The organism is SAR202 cluster bacterium (genome assembly GCA_016872285.1).
Lineage (GTDB): Bacteria > Chloroflexota > Dehalococcoidia > Lucifugimonadales.
Genome location: VGZZ01000045.1, coordinates 1 through 19,613 on the forward strand (window position 1 = coordinate 1; position 19,613 = coordinate 19,613).

Below are 19,613 nucleotides of genomic sequence, written 5' to 3' on the forward strand. Positions count from 1 at the left end.
ATGAAACGGCCTGCCCCGCCGGCATCGCTGTGCTTGGAGAACAGTTTAGACCTTTTTTAAGATACAAGAATGACATGAACGCTGCCAAACCGTTGAATAAGGAGTGTGGCAGCAGGCGGGGCGTTGAGGTTTCTCGACTACCCCATTCGGCTACGCTCAGGACTAAAGGGCCAATCCTCCTACGGCGGACGGCCTCCTCATTGTATAAGCAGGCTGTGGCGGAGCTCACCGAAATGACGATAAGGAAGGGGCAACAAAAAAGAAGCCTTGTGGCTTCTCTTTGTTTTGAAGGAGTCGGGTCCGGAGCGCTAGTCTCTACGGCGATCCGTCCGATCCGGCGGCCACCCCCATGCACAGGGCGATGGTAGGCATTTGCCCGGACCCGACCCTAAAAGGTCTATTTTCTGCGATGTACTCTGTTAGACCGTCGAGCCCAGACAGATGCCTACCATCGCCCTACTAGTTAAACCACGTTTCATATTCACCTCCTCGGTACCCTCACGGGTCCGTAAACAGGATTCCGCACAAGCGGTATGTTTATGGTAGAACGATGAAAACATGCGTGTCAATAGCGCCAGCCAGGGAATTTAGCGGCATTATGTAAGGTGTTTTATGGATAGGCGAGAGGTTAGCTGTGTAGAATAGCTGGGCTGTATGGCTACTATTTTTCGATGGCGAAGCCCGACGGGTCTGTTCCTGGCCGGTTTGTTTTCATTAGCGACGCTGGCCCTGGCGGCCTGCGGCGACACCGTGACCCGCACGCCGCTCCCCATCCCGACTCTTACGCCCACCGCTCCCGCGGCGTCCCAGGCGCAGGAACGAGCGGTGGGGGTGATGTCATCGGTGAGTTCTTTTAAGGTGTCCGGAAGGATAACCCAGGGCGCGCAAGAGGTCTTTGTGAACGCCGATGTGGTGAGGCCTTCCGATTTCGTGGCGCAGGCTTCGATTTTGGAGGCAGGGGAAGAGAGTAAGGTGGAGGCGGTGGCCAAGGGCGGCGCGCTCTTCGTCAAGCCTGACGGGACCCAGGAGTGGTACAAGTTCTCGGGGCCTGGTGTGGTTGGGTTCGATTTGCCTAACGTGGTGGAGATGTTGGAGGAGACGCTGGCGGGCGTTCAGGGACTGGCTTTTCAGGGCAGGGAGGCGGTGGGCGGGGTGGAGACGTACCACTTCCGGGGCCAGGCGGAGATGGAACCTATGGAAGGTTTGGCTGGGAGCTTTGGCAAGCCCCCGTCGAAGGCGACTGTAGATATCTGGGTGGGCCAGGGTGACGGGCGGGTTTATAAGCTAGGCGTGACGGGCGAGGGAGAAGAGGGGCCATATTCAGGAGTGTTTACATTTTCGGCATATAACGAAGCGCAGGTCGCCGCGCCCGCAGCGTCTAAGTCGCTGGAGGACTTGCGCAACGATTTCATAAAGTCGGCGTTGGAGTCGTCGAGCGTTACAGGCGAAGCCGCAAGGGACAAGATGGGGGACTGCATCGGCTTATCGCTGGGGCTGGATTTTCTTTTTCTGGTGATGACCGGCGAAAGCGTCGAGTCTGAGGTTGTCGCCAAGGCTATCCAGAAGTGCCTTAACGACCTGGGCCTGGCGCCCAAGCTGCCGCTGGTGGACCCGTCGACGGCGCTGCCGCAAACGCCAGCGGAGCTGAAGGCATTGCTGGAACGACTGCCGGTGGAGACGCAGACGTGCCTGCGTCTGGCTGTCGGCGACCAGGCGTACGTGGAGCTTCGGGCAGGCCACCGTCTGCCGACGCTGCAAGAACTGGCGCTGGCGCTGCCATGTTTAAGGTGATGGCGGATGGCTAGGACAGGCCAGCCAGTCCAGCGGATACATATACCGGCACGAAACGCGCGGGTGTTTAGCGTGTCGAAGGGCCAGTTTATCAAGGTCATCGACGCGCAGGGTAAGCAGGTGGCGGACTTTTTCGCGTTCAACGACCAGGACCGCTCGGAAGTGTTGTCGCCGACGTACACGCGCAGCGCGCTGGGCAGGCTGTATTTGGAGGAGGGGAAGGCGCTGTACAGCAATCGACGGCGGCCTTTGCTAATGGTGGTGGAGGACCCGGTGAAGCGTCACGATTTGCTGTTCGCGGCCTGCGACCCGGTTCGATACCGAGAGTACGGCATCGAAAACCATGCTAGCTGCCAGGTGAGCACGCTGTCGGCGCTGAGGGAGCGAGGGTTTACGCCTTCGGAGTTCCCGCATCCGGTGAACCTGTTTCAGAACGTGGAGGTGAAGGTGGACGGGTCGCTGTCGATACATGAGCCGGTGACGAAGGCGGGGGATTATATTTTGCTGCGGGCGATGGAGGACTTGCTGGTGGTGGTGTCGGCGTGCCCGCAGGACCAGAACCCGTGCAACGGTTGGAACCCGACGGATGTAATGGTGGAAGTTTACGGGGACGGTTAGGGGAAGGGAAACCCCCTATCCTTGGACCTTCCACAGTAGGAAATGAGGGAGGGATAGTGCGCAGCGCGGCGGGTGGCAGTGATAAAGGATTGAGCCTCTAGGGTTTACCCCTCACCTTAATCCTCTCCCACAAGGGGAGAGGAAAGAACAAGAATGGCTGTGGAGCCGTCGTCAGGCTTGGTGTCGTGTTTTTGCTCACTTGACTCTTTTATACATTCCGCACTTGGCGTATGATGCGGCCAAATCGTGAAAAGGGGAGGCGCGTATGGCTCGGAAGCCTCGATTGAACAGGATTATTGACTTGTTGGAGCAGGGGAAGCCGGCCATCGGCACGTTTGTTATTAACGGGAGCCTGGACCAGGCGTCGCATGCTGCGGACGCGGGATATGACTTCGTTTTCATCGAGAACGAGCACACGAGCATGGACTTCGGGCAGCTCCGGCTGGCACTGCAGTTCCTGTTAAGCCGCAAACGGCTGGCGGCCCAGGGTAACTTGCAGGCGCATCCCACGCCTATACTTCGAGTGTCGCCGAACATCGGTGAGGTAGGCACCAACGAGTGGGTTATCAAGCAGACCCTGGACTATGGGCTTTACGGCTTGCTGTTGCCTCGGCTGGAGAGCGTGGAGGCGGTGCAGGCGGCGGTGGCGGCGGCGCGGTACGCGCAGAAGTCCAAGGCCAAGGACCGGCTGCCGGAGGGGCATCGAGGCTGGGGGCCGGGGACGGCGGCGCGGTACTGGGGGCTGTCGGTGCCGGAGTACTATGAGGCGGCGGACCTGTGGCCCCTGGACCCGGACGGCGAGGTACTATTGATGCCGATATGCGAGTCGGTGGAGGGTGTGAAGAACCTGGACTCGATATTGGGGGAGGCCAAGGGCATCGGCGCGGTACTGGCGGGGCCGGGAGACCTATCCATATCCATGGGCGTGGGGCCGAACACCAACGACCCGCGAGTGGAGGAGGCGATGCTGAAGATAGTGAAGACGTGCAACAAGCACGGGGTGGCGTGCATGATAAACGCCAGCTCGGCGGCGGACCTGGACAGGCGGATGGAGCAGGGATTCAAAATTTTTACAGTGATGGGGAAGGCGGACGATTCGGTGCTGGAGAGGGGGAGGGCGTATCAGAGGAAGGGGTAAATATACTCAAAGGATCTTTATAGAGGTGTGCATGATATGAATATCCATGTTAAATGTGCTAAACCTGCTTATGTAAAGGGTGAGTATGACTTCACTTCAATGGAGGAATTGTATAACTGGCCGCTCCAATCAAAGCTATAAGCAAGGGTGCCCCGGGTACCTTTCTTTTCGCCATAGCCAAGGATGGCTCTTGGAATGGAGGCACATTGCGCTTCTGGCTAACAGTTAGTTGCGACACACGCGATTATTTCAAAGCTCGAGAGGCGGCGGAGGTAACGAATCTTCTAAAACGCCGTGGCTTTGGGGAGAAGCTCAGTACAGACAGAAGAGTCGCGCTAGAGTTCGCGAAGGATATTGATCGTAAATCAAAGGAAATGAAGGTGCACTTGGACTAAAACTCCTTTGGGTAGGCGGCGTAACTGTAGAGCAAGTCCACGTAGGACTGCTCCAGCTCCACCAGGCCGCCCACCTTGCCGTCGCCGTCAACGACCAGGAACTCGTTGGGGGCGGAGTGGCCGCTGGCGTAGCCGATGCCGGTGGCGCCCAGGACTTTGTGACCTAGCATCTGGCTGAAGAAACCCATGGGGCCGCTGGCGCCTCGACGGGGCCATACGGTGGGCTCGATGCCCCACTCTTTGAACACACGAAGGCCGGCTTTGGCTAAATCGTCCTTGACGCTGAGCTTTTGAGGCGGCACGGCCATGAGAATCTTCATGCCGATGTCGTTGTAGCCGAGCTTGTCCAGGTGGGCGCGGATCTTTTTGGCGATGTCATTAGGCTCCAGGTCGGGGGGCAGGCGGTGGTCCACGGTGGCGTAGGCGGCGTGGGGCAAGGTCCAGAGGAGGGTGCCAGGGCCGGTGTAGCCGCCTCGGATGCCGTTGATGTTCATAGTGGGGTCGAAGCAGTAGTGCATAAAGGCGTCTCGGCCGGCGGCGTTGTGGGCGAACTTAGCGACTTTGCCCGGGGCCATATTGGGGATGGCTGACGACTCGCGGCCCTTGTACTTAACGGCCAGGGCGTCGATAAGCTCCATGTCCTCGCCGGTGGGCTTGAGGAGGCCATCGTAGAAGCCATTGACGAGGACTCGATTGGACTTGTGGTCGTAGAGAGTGTTGAGGGCGCTGACCAGCCGCCACACGGGGTGGTCGACGACGGGCTGGGCGGAGGAGTGGACGGGGCCGCCGGCGGGGCCTTTGCCCCATCGTTCGCCGGAGCACTCGTACTCGATATGGAGGTTGCCCTTGTTGCCTAGAAACAAGGTCACGTCGCCGGAGGGGTTCTGGCAGGGGGCGGGGACAATGGTGGCGTCGGCCTTGGAGAGGTGGTGGCGGTACTTGTCGATGAGCATAGGGATGTTGTCGCTGCCGACGAACTCCTCGCCCTCGGCCACCACCATAAGGTTGACCGGCAGCTTGCCATCGACGGCCTGGATAGAGTCGATAGCGTTGAGAAAGGCGGCGAAGCCGCCCTTGGTGCCGCCGCCTCGTCCGTAAACGACGGACTTGAAGGGCTTGCGCTCGGCGATGACGGACTTATAGGGGTCGTGGTCCCATCCGGAGCCGACGATGTTGGTGTCGAAGTAGGCGTAGACGGCCAGGGTCTTGGGCGCGCCGGCGTCGATGTAGCCCCAGGCGGCGGGCAGGACGGGCGTCTGGACGACCTCGGCCTCGCGGGCGCCGAGCTGCTTGAAATAGCCCTGGAGGAGCGTGGCGCACTTGGCGACGCCCTTGGGGTCCTCCTGGGAGACAGAGGGCTGGGCCATGTATTCGCGGACCCGGCCCAGGTGCTGCTCTCGATGCTCCTTGATGTGCTGGTGGACTTGCTTACGCTTGTTCATTGTCGGCCCCCTCATATTGAGACGATAAATTTTTACCAGTTCACTAAATTAGGCTTTTGCTTTTTCCAGCCGGCGTCGGAGGGGAAGAGGGTGGTCATCTCGACGCGCTGGGCGGGGCCGTCGAACCAGGGGTCGACGATGGAGCGCCACTTGGTGTAGTGGGGCATCTTGCGGTGGGCCTCCAGTGCGGCCTGGTCGGCATAGACTTCGTAGAGGTGGAGGAGGTTGGGGTCCTTGGAGTCGCGGAGGACGTCAAATCGATAGCAGCCTGGCTCGTCGCGGACGGAGCCTTTGGCGTCGTCGTAAACGGCTTTGATGAAGTCCTCCATTTTGCCTTGCTTGACCTTGATGGTGACGAAGATGGAAATCATGGGCGGGATGTCCTTTCCACGGGCGGCCCGGTGAGGATGGCGGGATTATAGCAGGGGGATACCAGCGGGGCTACCTGGTGTTGTAGTATGGATTGTGGCCGTGGGCGGTTAGCTCAGCTGGTTAGAGCACATGCTTTACACGCATGGGGTCATAGGTTCGAGTCCTATACCGCCCACCACTCTGGATAAAAGGTAAAACCTTCTCGGTCACCTTTGTCCTGACCCTATGAGCGGTCCTCTTTCTTACTCTGGGATCAGCGGCCCTGGTGCCTTACCGGCGCTATCGATAAGCGTCCGGTGGATCATAGTCCGCAGATAATCCATATAGCGCTCCTTAGACCAACCCTGGTCTACGACGAGCTGTTCCCACACCTGCCACGAGGTCAACACCCAGAGCGCGTCAGTCGCTGTCTCCACGTCCCAGTGAGGAGCTAAGACGCCATCCTCTTTCAAACGCCGGACCAGTAGGTCACAGATGACGCGCCGCGCCTTCATGCGGTCGTCCCAGGCGGTCCTCATGGCCTCGTCCGCATATCTACCGGCCAGGAACAGCTTCGCAATAGGGTAGGCCAATGGGTAGTACGTGGCGGGAGCGGGGATCGCGATGTCTATCGCGTCCAGGCCGCTAGGTGCACGCGCGAGCTGCTCCACGTGCTCAGAGAGGGGGAACCTCTCGTCCAAGTGGCGTGCCATCTCCACAAGGAGCCCCGTGCGGGAGCCGAAGTGGATGTACACGGCCTGCCGCGATACCCCGGCCTTCTGGGCGACATCCTCCAGCCGGACCTCTTCACTCCGCTCGACGAAGACCTGCACGGCGGCATCGAGGATCGCCTCTCGCATGGTTTTCTTTGCGGGCGGTTGTTCGCTTGACACGGTGTAAAAACCTCGCTAGACTCTGCCTGATATTTTACACCGAGTAAACCTGGCGGTCATGAGGAGGGCGACATGGCAGTCAAGGTATCTTCATCCTGCACTGGCGGCAAGGCATAAGCCAACTGGAGGTATAAATGCGCACGCCCTTGTGTGACTTACTGGGCACCGAGTTTCCTATCATTCAGGCGGGCATGGGGTCGTTCACATCGGCGGAACTGGTGGCGGCCGTCTCCAATGCAGGTGGACTAGGAAGCTTGGGAGCTTCGGCCCGAAGCATCGCTAGCTTGAAAGAAGAGCTCGCCCGCGTTCGAGAACTGACCGAGCGGCCCTTCGCAGTCAACCATACAGTCCGTTACCTCAACAAAGAGGTCTTTGCCGTTACATTGGAAGCCAAACCCGCCCTCATCTCGTTCGCCATTGACAGTCCAGGAGAGTTGGTGCAACAGGCGCACGACGCGGGGATTCGAGTGATGCTTCAGGTGCCAACGGCCGCAGCCGCACGAGAGGCGGTGAGTTTGGGGGTGGACGTCATTGTGGCCCAAGGCGCCGAGGCCGGGGGGGGGTTCGGCGGACTTGTGGCAACCTTGGCGCTTCTCCCTCAGGTCGTTGACATCGCCGGCTCTACTCCTGTGGTCGCCGCTGGTGGTATCGCTGACGGGCGCGGACTCGCTGCGGCGCTAACCCTCGGGGCGCAGGGCATCAGCATCGGCACGCGGTTCCTCGCTTCGGTTGAGTGTCCTATCAATTCGCAATGGAAGCGGGACATTGTGGCAGCGCAGTCGGAGGACACGCTGAAGTTCGAGCCATGGAATGACATCTTTCCCGCTCCCGCAGACGGCTACCATGTCATTCCCAGGGTGCTTTCCTCGTCCTTCGTGAAGGAATGGATGAACAGGCGAGATGACGCCAGACGAGAATCGGAGCGCTTGCAGGAGCAGATAGGGACAGCCATCGAGCGGGGGACATGGGGCGAGCTTCTGCCGTTTACCGGGCAAACAGCGGGGTTCATACATGAGGTCTTGCCAGCTGGTGAAATCGTACGCCGCATCATGGCTGAAGCATCAGAATCGCTCAAGGCTGCCACGAAGCTGTTCACCAAACAGTAATAGGGCTTCTACTGATTCAGGTGTGCTCCCTGGATCTAGAAATCGAGAAGAGTGCGCCCTTCCCTTGGCGTCACACATTCGACCCGAGTTGCTGATCGAACTCATCAGTTCTACCCGGCTGAGAACCCACTTGCGCAAAATTCCCCTGAATCAGGCCACCCTTCGAGTCTACATTCGAGTTTGTGTTTCAATCCACCATCCTCCACCATTTTCTTGAATTGATTAGAGCGCTCCGATGAATCGGAGAGGTCAGGGGTTCGAGACCCTTACCGCCCACCATTTCTTTTCCTATCGGCTCGGTCGGTCACAGCAGCCCAATAAGATGCGATAATGCGCACCGAGGCTTCCCAAAAGTTAATTGCAGGTTATGGACCCGTGTATCGATTCCTCATTATAGTCGCGGTCATTCTCTTCTGCCTTGGCTGCGCTGAGGGCAGCCAGGCTGTTCAAGACGGCAATCAATCTTCATCCACTCCACATTCTCCTACTCTGCCTTCGACGAACAGCGCATCCACACAACCCGCCACCCCATCCACACCGCCTGCCGCTCAAACGGCCCAAGTGAATTCACCTATTACGAATCCAGCTATGAATGGCACCCTGTTTGTGGCCGCTTCGCCTGTGATGGTTGGGCGGGGGTCGGGAGAAGTTTTTCTAGTGGACATCGACTATGACGGGTATCTGGATGTGCTTACGAAGCATTTGCTGAACAAAAGCCTATCGGTGCGGCTTGGCGACGGCAAAGGTCATTTCGCGCAGAGTGCAGAGGGTTCAATTGGTTTGGGCTATGAGCCAGGCGCCATTGCGGTTGGCGATGTCAACGGCGACGGGATTCTGGACCTTGGCATCGCAAGCAAGGACAGCCGGAGAGAAAGCGTTAGCGTTTTACTGGGCGATCGCAAGGGTGGATTCAGTCCGGCTTCCGGTTCGCCTTTTGCGGCGAGCGAGTCTATGGAGTTTTACAAGCCCAGCATTCACTTTGCCGACCTCAATGGAGATGGAAAGTTAGACATTATCACAGCGAATGGGCGGCGGAACACCGTAGAGATTTTCTCCGGGGATGGCAGCGGAGAGTTCTCCCAGGAAGTCGTTTTGAGACTGGAGTCCGGCAGGTCGTTCTACTCGTATGCCCTGGGAGATGTTGATGGAGACGGAAGTCTGGACCTGGTGACCGCCAGCGGCGGCCCCAGACCCGACCGTGACTCCGGCCAAGTGGCAGTACAGCGTGGCAATGGAAGAGGAGGCTTCGGGGATGCAGCCGGCCATGCTTTGTCGGTGGCGCCGGACCCTCGTGTCGCGGCGCTGGTGGACGTGAACGGCGATGGACGTGTCGATGTCATTCTAAGCCACGGGCGGAGCAGTCTTCTGAGCGTTTTGCTGAATGAAGGCAAGGGTGTGTTCATGCCTCGACCTGGCTCAGGAATCAATGTTGGGGAGTCGGCGTTCGAGGTGGCTGCGGTCGATGTTAATGAGGACAAGAAGGCCGACCTTGTCGTCGCAACGGTAGATGGTGACGCGCCCTTCGAGTCAAAGATTGCAGTCCTCCTTAGTGACGGCCAAGGGTACTTTGCGGCAGCGCCGGGCTCGCCCTTCGCCGCTGGGCGAGGCGCTTACCAACTTGCCGTCGGGGACGTGAATGAGGACGGCAAGGTTGACATCGCGGCGTCCAGCTTTGAGGGCGACTCCGTAACTTTACTGCTGCACCGTTAATACTGGTTAGCGATGGCCCGCTGGCACCTCTCTTCCCGTCGATTCCGCAGCTACGGCTTTCTCGTATGCGGTTCCGCGAAGTGCCAAAATGTAACGCATGAAGCGGATACGAGTTCGCGAGCTTCGACGGCAGGCCATCTATTAGCTGAGATGCGTTGCTGCCGGCGAGTCGTTACAGATCACCGAACGCGGGCATCTAGTGGCGTCACTAGTTCCACTGCCGGCTAACGAAGGTTGACGTTTGGAGTTTTACCCTCGTCAGAAGCCGGCCGCGAAAGATCAAGCAAACGCGGGCGCTACACCCATAGCGCGTCGGCCAAGCGGCGGGCGATGGTGTCGGGGGTGCCGAGGGAGGCGGCCCAGGCGGTGACGCGGCGGGTTAACAGCTCCAGGGGGAACTCCTTATAGTAGCCGACGCCGCCGACTACCTGGTGGGCCAAGCGTGTGATGGTGGGGGCGGCGCGCATGACTTTGATTTGGGCCTGGAACAAGGGCGCATCGAAAGGGAGGCCTTCGCTAATATTCCAGCAGGCTTGGTAGGAGAGGAGGCGGCACATATGGAGGTCGCGATAGATGTCTGCGACGTGGTGCTGGACCGACTGGAAGGCGCCGATGGGCCGGCCGAACTGGACACGGCGTTTCACGTAATCGACAGTTATGTCTAGAACGCGCTCGCAGGCACCGACGATCTGGGCGCATCGAAGGGCGGCAGCTTTCGCGATGACTCCAGGCAGCACATTTGAGTGACTCTCAGGTTGGCCTAGCACAGAATCTACACCGACCTGCACGTTATGTAAATTAAGTTCGCATAGAGATTCGCCGCTGTCCGAGGCCATGGGACGGAGGGTCACACCCGGGGAATGGGGGTCGAGGATGAGGAGCAAGGGTTTGCCGTCTGCGCTGGCGAGGCACAGGATTTTGTGGGCGGAGGTAGCGAAGGGTACAAGGAGCTTTTGGCCGTTCAATACGAAGCCGCCATCGTCATTCTCAGCGATGGTCTGGGTGGTGAAGTGGTCGGGGCGGCACTCGCCCTCGAGGTAAGCCAGGGATAGTACTAACTCGCCGGAGGCGACGCGCGGCAGCAGAGAACTCTTCTGTTCATGCGACCCCATTCCCAGCACCGCCATGCCGCCCATGGCTACCGACGCGAGGAAGGGCGAGGGCGCGGCGGCGTAGCCCATCTCCTCCATGAGCAAGGCGAGGTCGAAGAAATCGCCGCCGGCGCCGCCGTATTCGGCGGGGAAGGCCCAGCCCAGCCAGCCCTGCCCGGCCATTAGCCGCCACAGCGACGGGTCGTAGCCGGAAGGGTCGGACTCGAGGGCGCGGACTTTATCGACGGGGCACTCTTTTTGAAGGAGCGCCCTGGCGGTGCGTTTTAGCATCTGCTGGGGTTCGGTAAGCTGGATGTCCATGGCTAGCGAGGTAAATCGAGGCCGCGGATGGCGATGATGTTGCGGTTGACGTCGAAGCCGCCGGCAGCGAAGTGAAAGTACATGTTGTTCAAATAGTCGTAGAGGAAGCCGCCGTCGGCGGGCGCGTAGGCATCGTCACGGGTCAACTTGCCCCTGGGGCCGAGAAGTTCCATGGCGTAAACATCGATGGCGCGGGTGGTCTTGCGTTTGACCATGGCGGCCAGGGCGGTCTGGTGCTGGGGCCGCAGGCCGTGGGAGTGCATGGACGCGACCCAGTAGCTCAGGAGTTTGGCGCCTTCCACTTCGGCGGAGAGTTCAGCCAGGCGGCATCGCACCACGGGGTCGTGGATGAGGGGCCTGCCGTCGCGGAGGGTAGTCTTGCAGTACTCGACCAGGCGGTCGAAGGAGCGGCGGGGGAGGCCGGGGTTGCTCTGGGCGGCGCGCTCGTAGTCCAAGGCGCCCATGATGTAGTACCAGCCCCGATTTATCTCGCCGACCAGATTGTGGCGGGGCACGCGGACGCTGTCAAAGTTCACGGTGGAGTGCTTCCAGCCGCTGATGGTGGTGAACTCGCCGAGGGTGACGCCGGGGCTTTTCATGTCCACGATAAGCAGGGATATGCCGCGATGCTTGGGCGAGTCGAAATCGGTGCGGACGGCTAGCCAGGCATAGTCGGCATGGTTGGCCTCGGAGGCAAAGGCTTTCTGGCCGGTGACAACGAAGTCGTCGCCGTCGGCTACGGCGCGGGTGCTTAGCGACGCCAGGTCGGAGCCGGCCTCAGGCTCGGTGTAGCCGACGAAGAACTGCAGATCGCCGCCGGCGATTTTTGGGAGGAAGAAGCGTTTCTGCTCATCGCTGCCGGAGGCCAGGATAGAGTTGGGGATGTAGGTGACGGAGCGGTCCAGGCCGGGGGCGCCGTGGTACTCCAACTCCTCTTCAAGAATCATCTGGTAAAAGAAATCGCGGCCCTGGCCGCCGTACTCTCTGGGCCAGGCCATGCCAATGTAACCCTGCGCGGCCAGCTTCTTGCGAAAGGCCATGTAGAAGTCCCAGGCCCAGCCGCTGAACTCGTTGGGGTCGTTGTGGCGCTTCTTGACCTGTGGGGTGATTTGGGAGGTGAGGAATTGGCAGACCTGCCGCTGGAAGGCCTGCTGCTCGGGTGTGAAGGTGAATCGCATGGCGGCCTCTAGTATATGACCTTTTCTCGGACCAGCGATTCGATTTCCTCATCAGGCAGGCCGAGTAGGTCGTGAAGTACTTGCGAGGAATGTTCGCCGAGGAGGGGGGCGCGGCCGTATTTGACCGGCGCGGCGCCGCTGATGCGCCAGGGCACGCCCAGCATGCGGCGGCGGCCAGCGGTGGGGTGGTCGACGGCGCGGACGAAGCCTCGCGACGTGAGATGGGGGTCTTTGAGGAGGTCTTTGGGGTTCAGGACTGGCCCGGCGGGCACACCTGCCGATTGGAGGGCAGCGGCTGCCTCCTCACGTGTTCGCTGGATGGTCCAGCGGGTGATTATGGCATCGATCTCATCGTGGAGGGTGTGGCGGGATTGGGAGGTGGCGTATCGGCGATTGGCGGCAAGGCGCGGATAGCCGATGGCGCGGCAGAGAGCGCCCCACTGGGCGTCGGTCTCAATGGAGACGCCCACCCAGGCGTCCCAGCCCTGGCATCGATGGACGCCCTGGGGAGCGTTGACGCGGTCTCGATTGCCTAAGAATTGAGGTTCCATGCCGTTAACGGAGTAGTCGAAGATGGCCTCGGGCATGAGGTGCATCAGGACTTCGGACATGGATACGTCGATATACTGGCCTTGGCCGCTGTGCCGCCGCTCCTCCAGGGCCGCCAGGACGGCGAAGAGCCAGAAGAGGCTGCTTACGGCGTCGGGCAAGAGGGAGCCCATAATTCGGGGCCGCCCGCCCGGGTGGCCGGTGATGGAGCCGAAGCCGCTGGCAAAGTTGACCCCGCTGTGGAAGGCCGCGTATCGGGCCATGGGACCGGTACGTCCGAAGCCGCTGACTGAGGCCATGATGATGTCCGGCTTGGCCTTCTTCAATTCCTGATAGCCCAGACCGAACTTCTCCATAACACCCGTCGAAAAGTTTTCTACCACAACGTCGGCGGTGGCGACCAGGCCTTTCGCCAGGGCCTGTCCCCGGGGCGTGGTCAGGTCCAGGGTGACGCTACGCTTATTGGAGCCTAGCAGGTTGAAGGCCCCGGCGTTGTCTGGCGAGCTTTTGCCGTAGGCAAAGGGCGGGTAGGTGCGGGTGGTCAGGCGGACGCGGCTTTCGACGAGGATAACGTCGGCGCCCATCCAGGCCATGAGCTGGGTGCCGAAGGGAACAGCCACCACCTGGCCGAAGTCGATTACTCGCACACCCTCCAGGGGCCTGGCCATAGGCGGGCCGTGGAGCGCGGCCTCCTTGGGGAGTCGGCGCTCCGCTTCCGCCAAGACCTCTCGAGTGTGCTGGCCGAGGCTAGGTGCGGGGCGTCGGAGATTGAGGGGCGTTCGCGAGAAGATATAGGGCGCGCCGGCCAGTTTGTACTCACGGCTTTCATCCAAAGGCAAGTTCCAAAAGTAGCGGCGCGATGCTTCTTGCGGCGATGAGAGGACCCGCGATATGGGGAAGGCCTCGAAGCAGGGGAGGCCGGCCTTCTGGCACGTCTCCATAATCTCCTGGCCGGTGCGCCGCATTGTCCACTCTCGCAGCAGAGGCTCCAGGGCGTCCCAGTTCTGTGCGCGGCTCAGAGTGTCCTTAAAGACCTCCAGGCTAGCCCAATCGGGGCTGTCCATGACCTTAACAAACTTGTCCCACATATGGTCGAAGGGTATGCCCAGAATCGCGAAACCGTCTTTGCACGGCATCACGGCGTTGGGCATCATAGCCAGGGGCACGGGACGGCGGCCTGTGATCTTATGGCCGTAGGAGTAGTTGAAGATGTCTCGATATAGCAGCGTGGCGACGGCTTCCTGGGCCGACACCTCGACGTAGCGGCCTCGACCGTCGGACTGAGTGAGCCGCCAGGCCATGAGGGCGCTGAGGGCGGCAGCGGCGCCTGCGATGAGGTGGGCGATGGGCGTGGAGGGGCGCAGGGGCGGTTCCTTATCGGGGTCGTCGACGTGGTCGGGCATGCCGGGGGTGGCGAAGGCTAGGCCGCTCATACTGGCCAGGACATGGTCGTTGGCGGCGTAGTCTCGATATGGCCCGGATTCGCCGAAGGGGACGATGGAGACAATGACCAGGCCTGGATTAGCGGCGTGGAGGCTGCGGCGGGCGAGTCCAAGTTTGGCGCGCTGCTTTAGGGGCACGTCGGTGATAAGGATGTCTGACCAATTTAAGAGTGCGGACAGGTCTTCGCGGGACTCTTTTCGGCCCAAGTCCAACGCTACGCCGCGCTTGTTGGTGTTCATGGATAGAAACATGCCGCCGCGTTCGGGGTGAGGGCTTCCGCAGGGAAAGGGGCCTCGCCGGCGGAGGGGGCCGCCCTGGGGCGGCTCGATTTTGACGACGTCGGCGCCGGCGTCAGCGAGGAGGCGGCCACAGTAGGCGGCCATGTCGCCGCGGCCCGTTTCCAGCACACGCAGATTGTTTAAGGGCAGCAAAGACTCTATCGCCCTCGAAAGGTATAGATTGCGATTGCTCAAACTCCAATGATTTTACATGTCGCTGCAACCTATGGGAATCATGCGCAAATAGGCGTCTGACACGGCATAGACGACAGACAGCAAGAAGACAAATCCATTACAGACGTAGTTACGTATTATTAAGGGACAAAAATCTTCGAGTTTGCTGCTCGAAATTACAAGGGAGTTTTGAAGCAGCATGAACGTGCCTACAGAGGTGGGGGAGTCGATTAATGAGGTGGAGGCGCTGGCGCGGCGCTGGATGGCGGACGGCCCTGAGCGCGAGCAGGTGCTGGCGCTGGTTGGTAAGGCCAAGAGGCAGTTGGCCACGGCCAAGGCGGCCGCCGCGGGCTGCACGCCACTTTTAAAGAGATTGAGACGCGGGTAATGAAGTGGGTGAACGAGAGGGTGCCACAGGAGTAACCGTCCGCACACGGGCGGATGCTCAGGCCAGGATGGCGGCGGAGGATTGAGGGTGAATGCCGGCCGGCTGTGTCTGTGCAGAATCTTCCCTCGATGGTAAGATTATAGGACATGGCTTTAATTTAAGCTGCGGTTTTCCTCTCATTTTGTGGGTGCGGGATGGGAAGGGTGGAAGTTTCGCAGACATCTAAACAGCGGGTTCCCGGCGTTTATCCGGAAGGCCGGCTTGTGACGCGGGACCTCAAGCAAAGGCTGGCCCAGCTTCATCACGGCGATCACGTTTGCAGCTTCTATAAAAGTCCCGATGAAGAGCTGGCCCTGGCGGTCTCCTGGATTTCCGAAGGCTTGTCCAGGGGTGAGGGCGGCATTTGCGTAACCGGAGGCCGGAGCGCGGAAGAGTTCTCAAGGGCCTTAGCCGCCGCCGGTGTGGACGTGGAGAAGGAACGCAGGTACGGCAGTCTGCTTTTTGTGAGCAAGTGGAACTGGCGGATTGAAGGCGGCTTCAACGCTCGGCTGATGGGCTAGCGGGTCCGGAAGATTGTCAGGCAGGGCGTGGCACTGGGGAACAGGGGCCTGTGGGTGGCGGTGGACATGACGTGGACACTAGAACCCGATATTTCAGCGACCCAGTTGTCGTCGTGGGAAGCCTCGTGGAACGACCTGATTTTAGGCATGCCGGTGGCGCTGCTTTGTCAGTACCACGAGCAGAAGTTCCCTCACGAATTTCTGCATCCCCAGTTTCTGACCCATCCCTTTGTCATCCGCGGCGGGCAGATTTATTCCAACTTTTACTACAACCCCTCGGAGATCCTGGCGGGGCATGAGAATGGCCGGGGTGAGCTTATCGTCGGCTAGGACTTCAACGGGCTAGAGGCCGGCCTTTGTGGACGTCCTGGCGTCGGGTTGACGTATACCATTCCTTTAGCGGCGGTGTTGTCGTAATATCTATCGCGTAACGCACCCTTAACCGGTTTGTTTGTTGTTTCTGAGGGCAATTAGTCTCTGCGCGAGGGTAATTTGTCCTGGTTTTCGACGGCAGCATGGCTACTGAAGAGGCGGCTTCGCCATCACTGGCCCCTGTGGGTCCTGGCGGGCGTGGGCATGCTGGCGGTGTCCACGTTCCTCTCTATCAGCGATCCATATACCCGTGCCCTGGCGGAGGGAGGTGTCCATCATACCCTTGCCAACACCAAGCCTGAGGTACGCAACACAAGGGTCATTGTCGAGCAGAAGCCCATAGGCCCCAAGGACTACCAGCGGACCCAGGGCATTGTGGAGTCCAACATAGACTCTCGCCTGGGCTGGGCTATCGCGGACACAAAACGCTTCGGGCAGTCGCAGCACATGAACATGGTGGGGTCCCAGGACGCGGTGCCAGAGGCCGGCGGGGGAGCTGGACAGCCAGACGTCGCAGCAGATATTCGAGCTGTTCCGCACGATAAATCGCGAGACTAAGGTGACGGTGGTGATCGTGACCCACGACCAGGGGGTGGTGAACTACGTGCCGAGGGTGGTGAGCATCAGGGACGGCAAGATAGGCGTCGAGCGGCTGCTGGAGAGCAACTTCCGGCGCGAGGGAGGAGCGGCCTTTCGCGAGTACCTGGTGGTGGACAAGGCTGGCCGGCTGCAACTACCCAAGGAGTTCGCCGACCGGCTCAAGCCCAGCTACCGCGCCCACGTGGATATTGAAGGCAGGAAGGTTACTCTCAATCCTCCGGAAGGAGAACGCACCCTATGAACCTCGGCGGGCCGATAGTCTCCGCGAAGGTCGTGTCCCGTGAGTTTCCCACCAGGGAGAAGGCGGTCCTGGCGGTTAACGGCGTGAGCCTGGAGGTGTTTCAGGGCGAGTTCCTGGCGATTGTGGGCCGTTCAGGTTCCGGCAAGACCAGCCTGCTGAACCTGCTGGCGGGGCTGGACCGGCCCACCTCCGGCTCCGTCTATTTCGAGGGCCGCGCCCTGAGCGAGCTTAGCGAGTCGCAGCTTGTGGAGCTGCGAAGGCGAAGGGTGGGTTTTGTGTTCCAGTCCTTCGCCTTGCTGCCGCTGCTTTCGGCGCAAGAGAACGTGGAGCTGCCGCTGCACATCGCCGGCGTGCCTTGGAAGGAGCGGCAGGGCCGGGCGGCGGAGGCCATCGCCAAGGTGGGCCTGGCCGCCAGGGCCAGGCACCGCCCTTACGAGCTGTCGGGCGGCGAGCAGCAGCGGTTGGGTGTGGCGCGGGCGCTGGTCAACAACCCGTCGGTGGTCTTCGCGGACGAAGCCACGGGGGAGTTGGATACGGTGACCGCCGAGGCCATCGCGACCCTTCTTCGGGACCTCACGCGGAGCCAGGGCGTCACCATGATCGTCGCCACCCACGACCCTATCGTCATGGCCAAGGCGGACCGGGTGGTGACCATGGCTGACGGCTCGGTGGTGAAGCACGAGGTGAGAACTAAGCCAGCCAGTATGGCCGCGATGCCTTAGCGAACGGAACAACCCTGTCTTATAATCTATCGTTAACACTGCCTACAAATATAAAAGGAGCCTTAGATGTATAAAGGCTACAAAGTCATAGACGCCGACGCCCATATCTCCGAGCCCTACGACCTGTGGAGCGATTTTATGGAGCCGGAGTACCGCGACCGCCGCCCGCTGGTGGCGCCTCGCACCGAAGCGAGGAAGGGTTTCGGGCGCGGCGGCAGCTTCCTGCCCTGCGAGCTTTTCCCCGAGGGCACGCAGCACAAAGGCAACCTCCTGGGCGGCGACCACAAGCGCAAGGCAAAGACGGACCTGGAGTCGCTGATGGAGGAGAAGTACGGGGACGCCTATCGCGCCGGCCTGACGCCCCAGAGCCGGGTCAAGGACATGGACAAGTACGGCTGGGACATCCAGGTGTGCATCGACGACTTCCCCGCCCCTATGCGGCTGCTCCCAGGCCCCAAGGACCAGGGCCTGGTGTGGGCCTGCGCCCGCGCTTACAACAACTGGTCACGCTCCTTCTGTGACACCAACGCCAAGAAGCTGAAGATGGTGGGTGTGCTGCCCAACCAGCATGACATCGAAGGGCTGGTAATAGAGACGCGGCGTGTGATTGGAAAGCTAGGCGCCGTGACTGTCTGCATGCCGCTGGGCACCAGGGAGCGTCCCTGGCACCACCCAGACTACGATATTTTCTGGAAGACGGCGCAGGATATGGACTGCCCGGTGTCTTTCCACGGCGTGATGACCCGCGAGCCCCACGCCGCCTCTCGATATAAGCCGCGGCATCTCATGTCAGGGCCGGAGGTGGCGCTGGACCACGCCATCGGCTTCCCTTTTGAGAACATGATTTCGCTGGGACACCTGATATATCTGGGTGTTCTGGAGCGGCATCCCAAGCTGCGCGTGTCCTTCCTGGAGGGCAACGCCGGCTGGCTGCCTTTCTGGCTGGGCCGATTGGACGACCACGCCGTCCACGATAAGCGGCAGGGCATGTGGTTCGACGCCGAGAGCCTGTCGCTGACGCCCACCGAGTATTTCAAACGTCAGGGCTTTGTGGCCTGCGACCCGGACGAGTTCGCCCTGAGGTCGGTGGCGCAGCTGGTGGGGGACGAAAACATTGTTTGGAACACGGACTACCCGCACCCGGACGGCCCGGACCCGGACAAGGCGCTGCCCTCGTTCCTGGAGCAGCCGATACCGGAGGGGTCAAAGCGGAAGATACTATGGGACAATGCGGTGAGGCTGTACGGCCAGCGGATACTTTCGGCCTAGCCTCAGCTCCGGGGACTAGGAACTCCCCCTACCAAGACCCCGACCCCCCTCTCTAGCTCTCCCCCTCAAGGGGGGAGAGGACCTGAAGGTAGGACTGCGTAATAACCCTGTTAAAGGCTCTCTTCTTTGCCGTTTAGCTTCAGGGTGTCGTTGAATTTGGTGGGTTGCTCCAACATGCGGCGCGCCCAGCAGCCCTGACGGGCCAGCCGCAGCACCTCCCTCACCTTTTCCGGCGCTTCGTCGCTTTCGATTTCGAAGACGGTGTCGATGCTGTCGGAGCCGGCGTCGATGGTGCCGGCCTTGATGGAGCCTCGCATGGTCAAGTTCAACACGACGTGGCCCTTGGCGCTTTTGATGGAGACGTTTCTAAGCTGCGCGTACCGCGCAACCTGGGTCAGCTCTCAAAACAACAGCGCGAGGGAGAAATACGCCAGGGGCGTCGGCGCGGCGTCCAGGCCGCCCAGCCATTGCGGCTCGTCGCACAAGATTTCGAAGCGGCGGTTTCGGCCTCGTTTTAGCTGGTCTTGAATAACCTCGGCGTCGGACTCAACGGTAAATCGAAAGACACGGCCCTGGGCCTGGCCCATAGGGTCGAGTTGGGTGTTAGGCTTGGCGCCTCCGATAGCCATATGGCCTCCTTTCATACACGGGTTGCAAGTGCGGTTACAGGGTGATTATATACCTGGCAGCATCCGGCTTTTCAGGCCGCGACAAAAGCGAGGTTAGGTATGGCGAAAGTCGATCCGCAGACCCTCAAGAAAATGATCGAGGAGATGGGCGTAAGCCCCTTTGACGCCGAGTCGCTGAAGAGATACGCCCAGGAGCTGGAGGGGATGGTGGAGGTGATTGGGCGGCTGAACGACCTGGACCGTGTGACCTCATAAACAATGGTTACCGAAAGATTTTTGTTGCCTCAGAATTACGGTTACCTTTCCCCGACCATGATAAGGGACTACCTGGCCTAGCTGCGAGCTTTAGAAGCT

At 60.4% G+C, this 19,613-nt stretch carries 20 protein-coding genes and 1 tRNA gene; 13 read left to right on the forward strand and 8 right to left on the reverse strand.

All coding sequences use genetic code 11. The features are described 5' to 3' along the window. Window positions 1-654: 654 nt before the first annotated feature. From FJ320_10650 to FJ320_10660, 3 genes are all read left to right on the forward strand, one after another. Window positions 655-1,791 carry an LppX_LprAFG lipoprotein gene (locus FJ320_10650; GenBank protein ID MBM3926419.1) on the forward strand — a complete coding sequence of 379 codons (1,137 nt, stop codon included), beginning with the start codon at window positions 655-657 and terminating at the stop codon, window positions 1,789-1,791. A gap of 6 nt (window positions 1,792-1,797) precedes the next feature. Further along, on the forward strand, window positions 1,798-2,409 hold the full coding sequence (locus tag FJ320_10655) for an urea carboxylase-associated family protein (GenBank protein ID MBM3926420.1): 612 nt from the start codon (window positions 1,798-1,800) through the stop codon (window positions 2,407-2,409). Between the two features lie 265 nt (window positions 2,410-2,674). Beyond that, window positions 2,675-3,547: an aldolase gene (locus FJ320_10660; GenBank protein ID MBM3926421.1), complete on the forward strand. Its 873-nt coding sequence runs from the start codon at window positions 2,675-2,677 to the stop codon at window positions 3,545-3,547. A gap of 391 nt (window positions 3,548-3,938) precedes the next feature. Here the strand turns inward: FJ320_10660 and FJ320_10665 are convergent, their stop codons facing one another. Together FJ320_10665 and FJ320_10670 are read right to left on the reverse strand one after the other, a co-directional pair. Beyond that, window positions 3,939-5,399 (reverse strand): M20/M25/M40 family metallo-hydrolase, encoded by a 1,461-nt coding sequence (locus FJ320_10665; protein ID MBM3926422.1) that lies wholly within the window; start codon window positions 5,397-5,399, stop codon window positions 3,939-3,941. 17 nt (window positions 5,400-5,416) lie between these two features. Then, the gene (locus FJ320_10670) at window positions 5,417-5,755 is read right to left on the reverse strand and encodes an antibiotic biosynthesis monooxygenase (GenBank protein MBM3926423.1); all 339 of its coding nucleotides are present in this window, start codon (window positions 5,753-5,755) and stop codon (window positions 5,417-5,419) included. Window positions 5,756-5,857: 102 nt separating this feature from the next. Between FJ320_10670 and FJ320_10675 the strand changes: the two genes are divergently transcribed. Further along, window positions 5,858-5,934: transfer RNA gene (locus tag FJ320_10675), tRNA-Val, on the forward strand. 64 nt (window positions 5,935-5,998) lie between these two features. Here the strand turns inward: FJ320_10675 and FJ320_10680 are convergent. Then, a complete protein-coding gene (locus FJ320_10680) occupies window positions 5,999-6,595 on the reverse strand; it encodes a TetR/AcrR family transcriptional regulator (protein MBM3926424.1) in 597 nt (198 codons plus the stop codon). 167 nt (window positions 6,596-6,762) lie between these two features. Here FJ320_10680 and FJ320_10685 point away from each other — a divergent pair, with 167 nt between their 5' ends. After that, window positions 6,763-7,734 carry a nitronate monooxygenase gene (locus FJ320_10685; GenBank protein ID MBM3926425.1) on the forward strand — a complete coding sequence of 324 codons (972 nt, stop codon included), beginning with the start codon at window positions 6,763-6,765 and terminating at the stop codon, window positions 7,732-7,734. Window positions 7,735-8,064: 330 nt separating this feature from the next. Continuing rightward, entirely contained in the window at window positions 8,065-9,444 is a 1,380-nt protein-coding gene (locus FJ320_10690) for a VCBS repeat-containing protein (protein ID MBM3926426.1), read from the forward strand. A 296-nt stretch (window positions 9,445-9,740) separates the two neighbouring features. Here the strand turns inward: FJ320_10690 and FJ320_10695 are convergent, their stop codons facing one another. The 3 genes from FJ320_10695 to FJ320_10705 are packed head-to-tail and all read right to left on the reverse strand — an operon-like array spanning window position 9,741 to window position 14,499. Further along, a complete protein-coding gene (locus FJ320_10695; GenBank protein MBM3926427.1) occupies window positions 9,741-10,856 on the reverse strand; it encodes an acyl-CoA dehydrogenase in 1,116 nt (371 codons plus the stop codon). 2 nt (window positions 10,857-10,858) lie between these two features. Beyond that, on the reverse strand, window positions 10,859-12,034 hold the full coding sequence (locus tag FJ320_10700; GenBank protein ID MBM3926428.1) for an acyl-CoA dehydrogenase: 1,176 nt from the start codon (window positions 12,032-12,034) through the stop codon (window positions 10,859-10,861). A gap of 8 nt (window positions 12,035-12,042) precedes the next feature. Next, a complete protein-coding gene (locus tag FJ320_10705) occupies window positions 12,043-14,499 on the reverse strand; it encodes a CoA transferase (protein MBM3926429.1) in 2,457 nt (818 codons plus the stop codon). Window positions 14,500-14,677: 178 nt separating this feature from the next. Here FJ320_10705 and FJ320_10710 point away from each other — a divergent pair, with 178 nt between their 5' ends. The 7 genes from FJ320_10710 (at window position 14,678) to FJ320_10740 (ending at window position 18,630) form a co-directional block, all read left to right on the forward strand. Continuing rightward, on the forward strand, window positions 14,678-14,866 hold the full coding sequence (locus FJ320_10710; protein ID MBM3926430.1) for a hypothetical protein: 189 nt from the start codon (window positions 14,678-14,680) through the stop codon (window positions 14,864-14,866). A gap of 194 nt (window positions 14,867-15,060) precedes the next feature. Beyond that, complete coding sequence (locus FJ320_10715; protein MBM3926431.1) at window positions 15,061-15,426, forward strand: hypothetical protein; 366 nt, start codon at window positions 15,061-15,063, stop codon at window positions 15,424-15,426. A gap of 12 nt (window positions 15,427-15,438) precedes the next feature. After that, window positions 15,439-15,756, forward strand: a complete 318-nt coding sequence (locus FJ320_10720; GenBank protein MBM3926432.1) for a hypothetical protein — start codon at window positions 15,439-15,441, stop codon at window positions 15,754-15,756. Window positions 15,757-15,918: 162 nt separating this feature from the next. Continuing rightward, window positions 15,919-16,356 carry a hypothetical protein gene (locus FJ320_10725; protein ID MBM3926433.1) on the forward strand — a complete coding sequence of 146 codons (438 nt, stop codon included), beginning with the start codon at window positions 15,919-15,921 and terminating at the stop codon, window positions 16,354-16,356. Window position 16,357: 1 nt separating this feature from the next. Next, window positions 16,358-16,639 carry a hypothetical protein gene (locus FJ320_10730; protein MBM3926434.1) on the forward strand — a complete coding sequence of 94 codons (282 nt, stop codon included), beginning with the start codon at window positions 16,358-16,360 and terminating at the stop codon, window positions 16,637-16,639. After that, window positions 16,636-17,361, forward strand: coding sequence for an ABC transporter ATP-binding protein (locus tag FJ320_10735; protein ID MBM3926435.1), 726 nt, complete (start codon window positions 16,636-16,638; stop codon window positions 17,359-17,361). Before FJ320_10730 ends, FJ320_10735 begins: the two co-directional genes overlap by 4 nt. Before the next feature lie 66 nt (window positions 17,362-17,427). Then, complete coding sequence (locus tag FJ320_10740) at window positions 17,428-18,630, forward strand: amidohydrolase (protein MBM3926436.1); 1,203 nt, start codon at window positions 17,428-17,430, stop codon at window positions 18,628-18,630. Window positions 18,631-18,740: 110 nt separating this feature from the next. Here FJ320_10740 and FJ320_10745 read toward each other — a convergent pair whose 3' ends face one another. Then, a complete protein-coding gene (locus FJ320_10745) occupies window positions 18,741-18,962 on the reverse strand; it encodes a hypothetical protein (GenBank protein MBM3926437.1) in 222 nt (73 codons plus the stop codon). 69 nt (window positions 18,963-19,031) lie between these two features. After that, window positions 19,032-19,259 carry a hypothetical protein gene (locus FJ320_10750; GenBank protein ID MBM3926438.1) on the reverse strand — a complete coding sequence of 76 codons (228 nt, stop codon included), beginning with the start codon at window positions 19,257-19,259 and terminating at the stop codon, window positions 19,032-19,034. Window positions 19,260-19,613 lie beyond the last annotated feature (354 nt).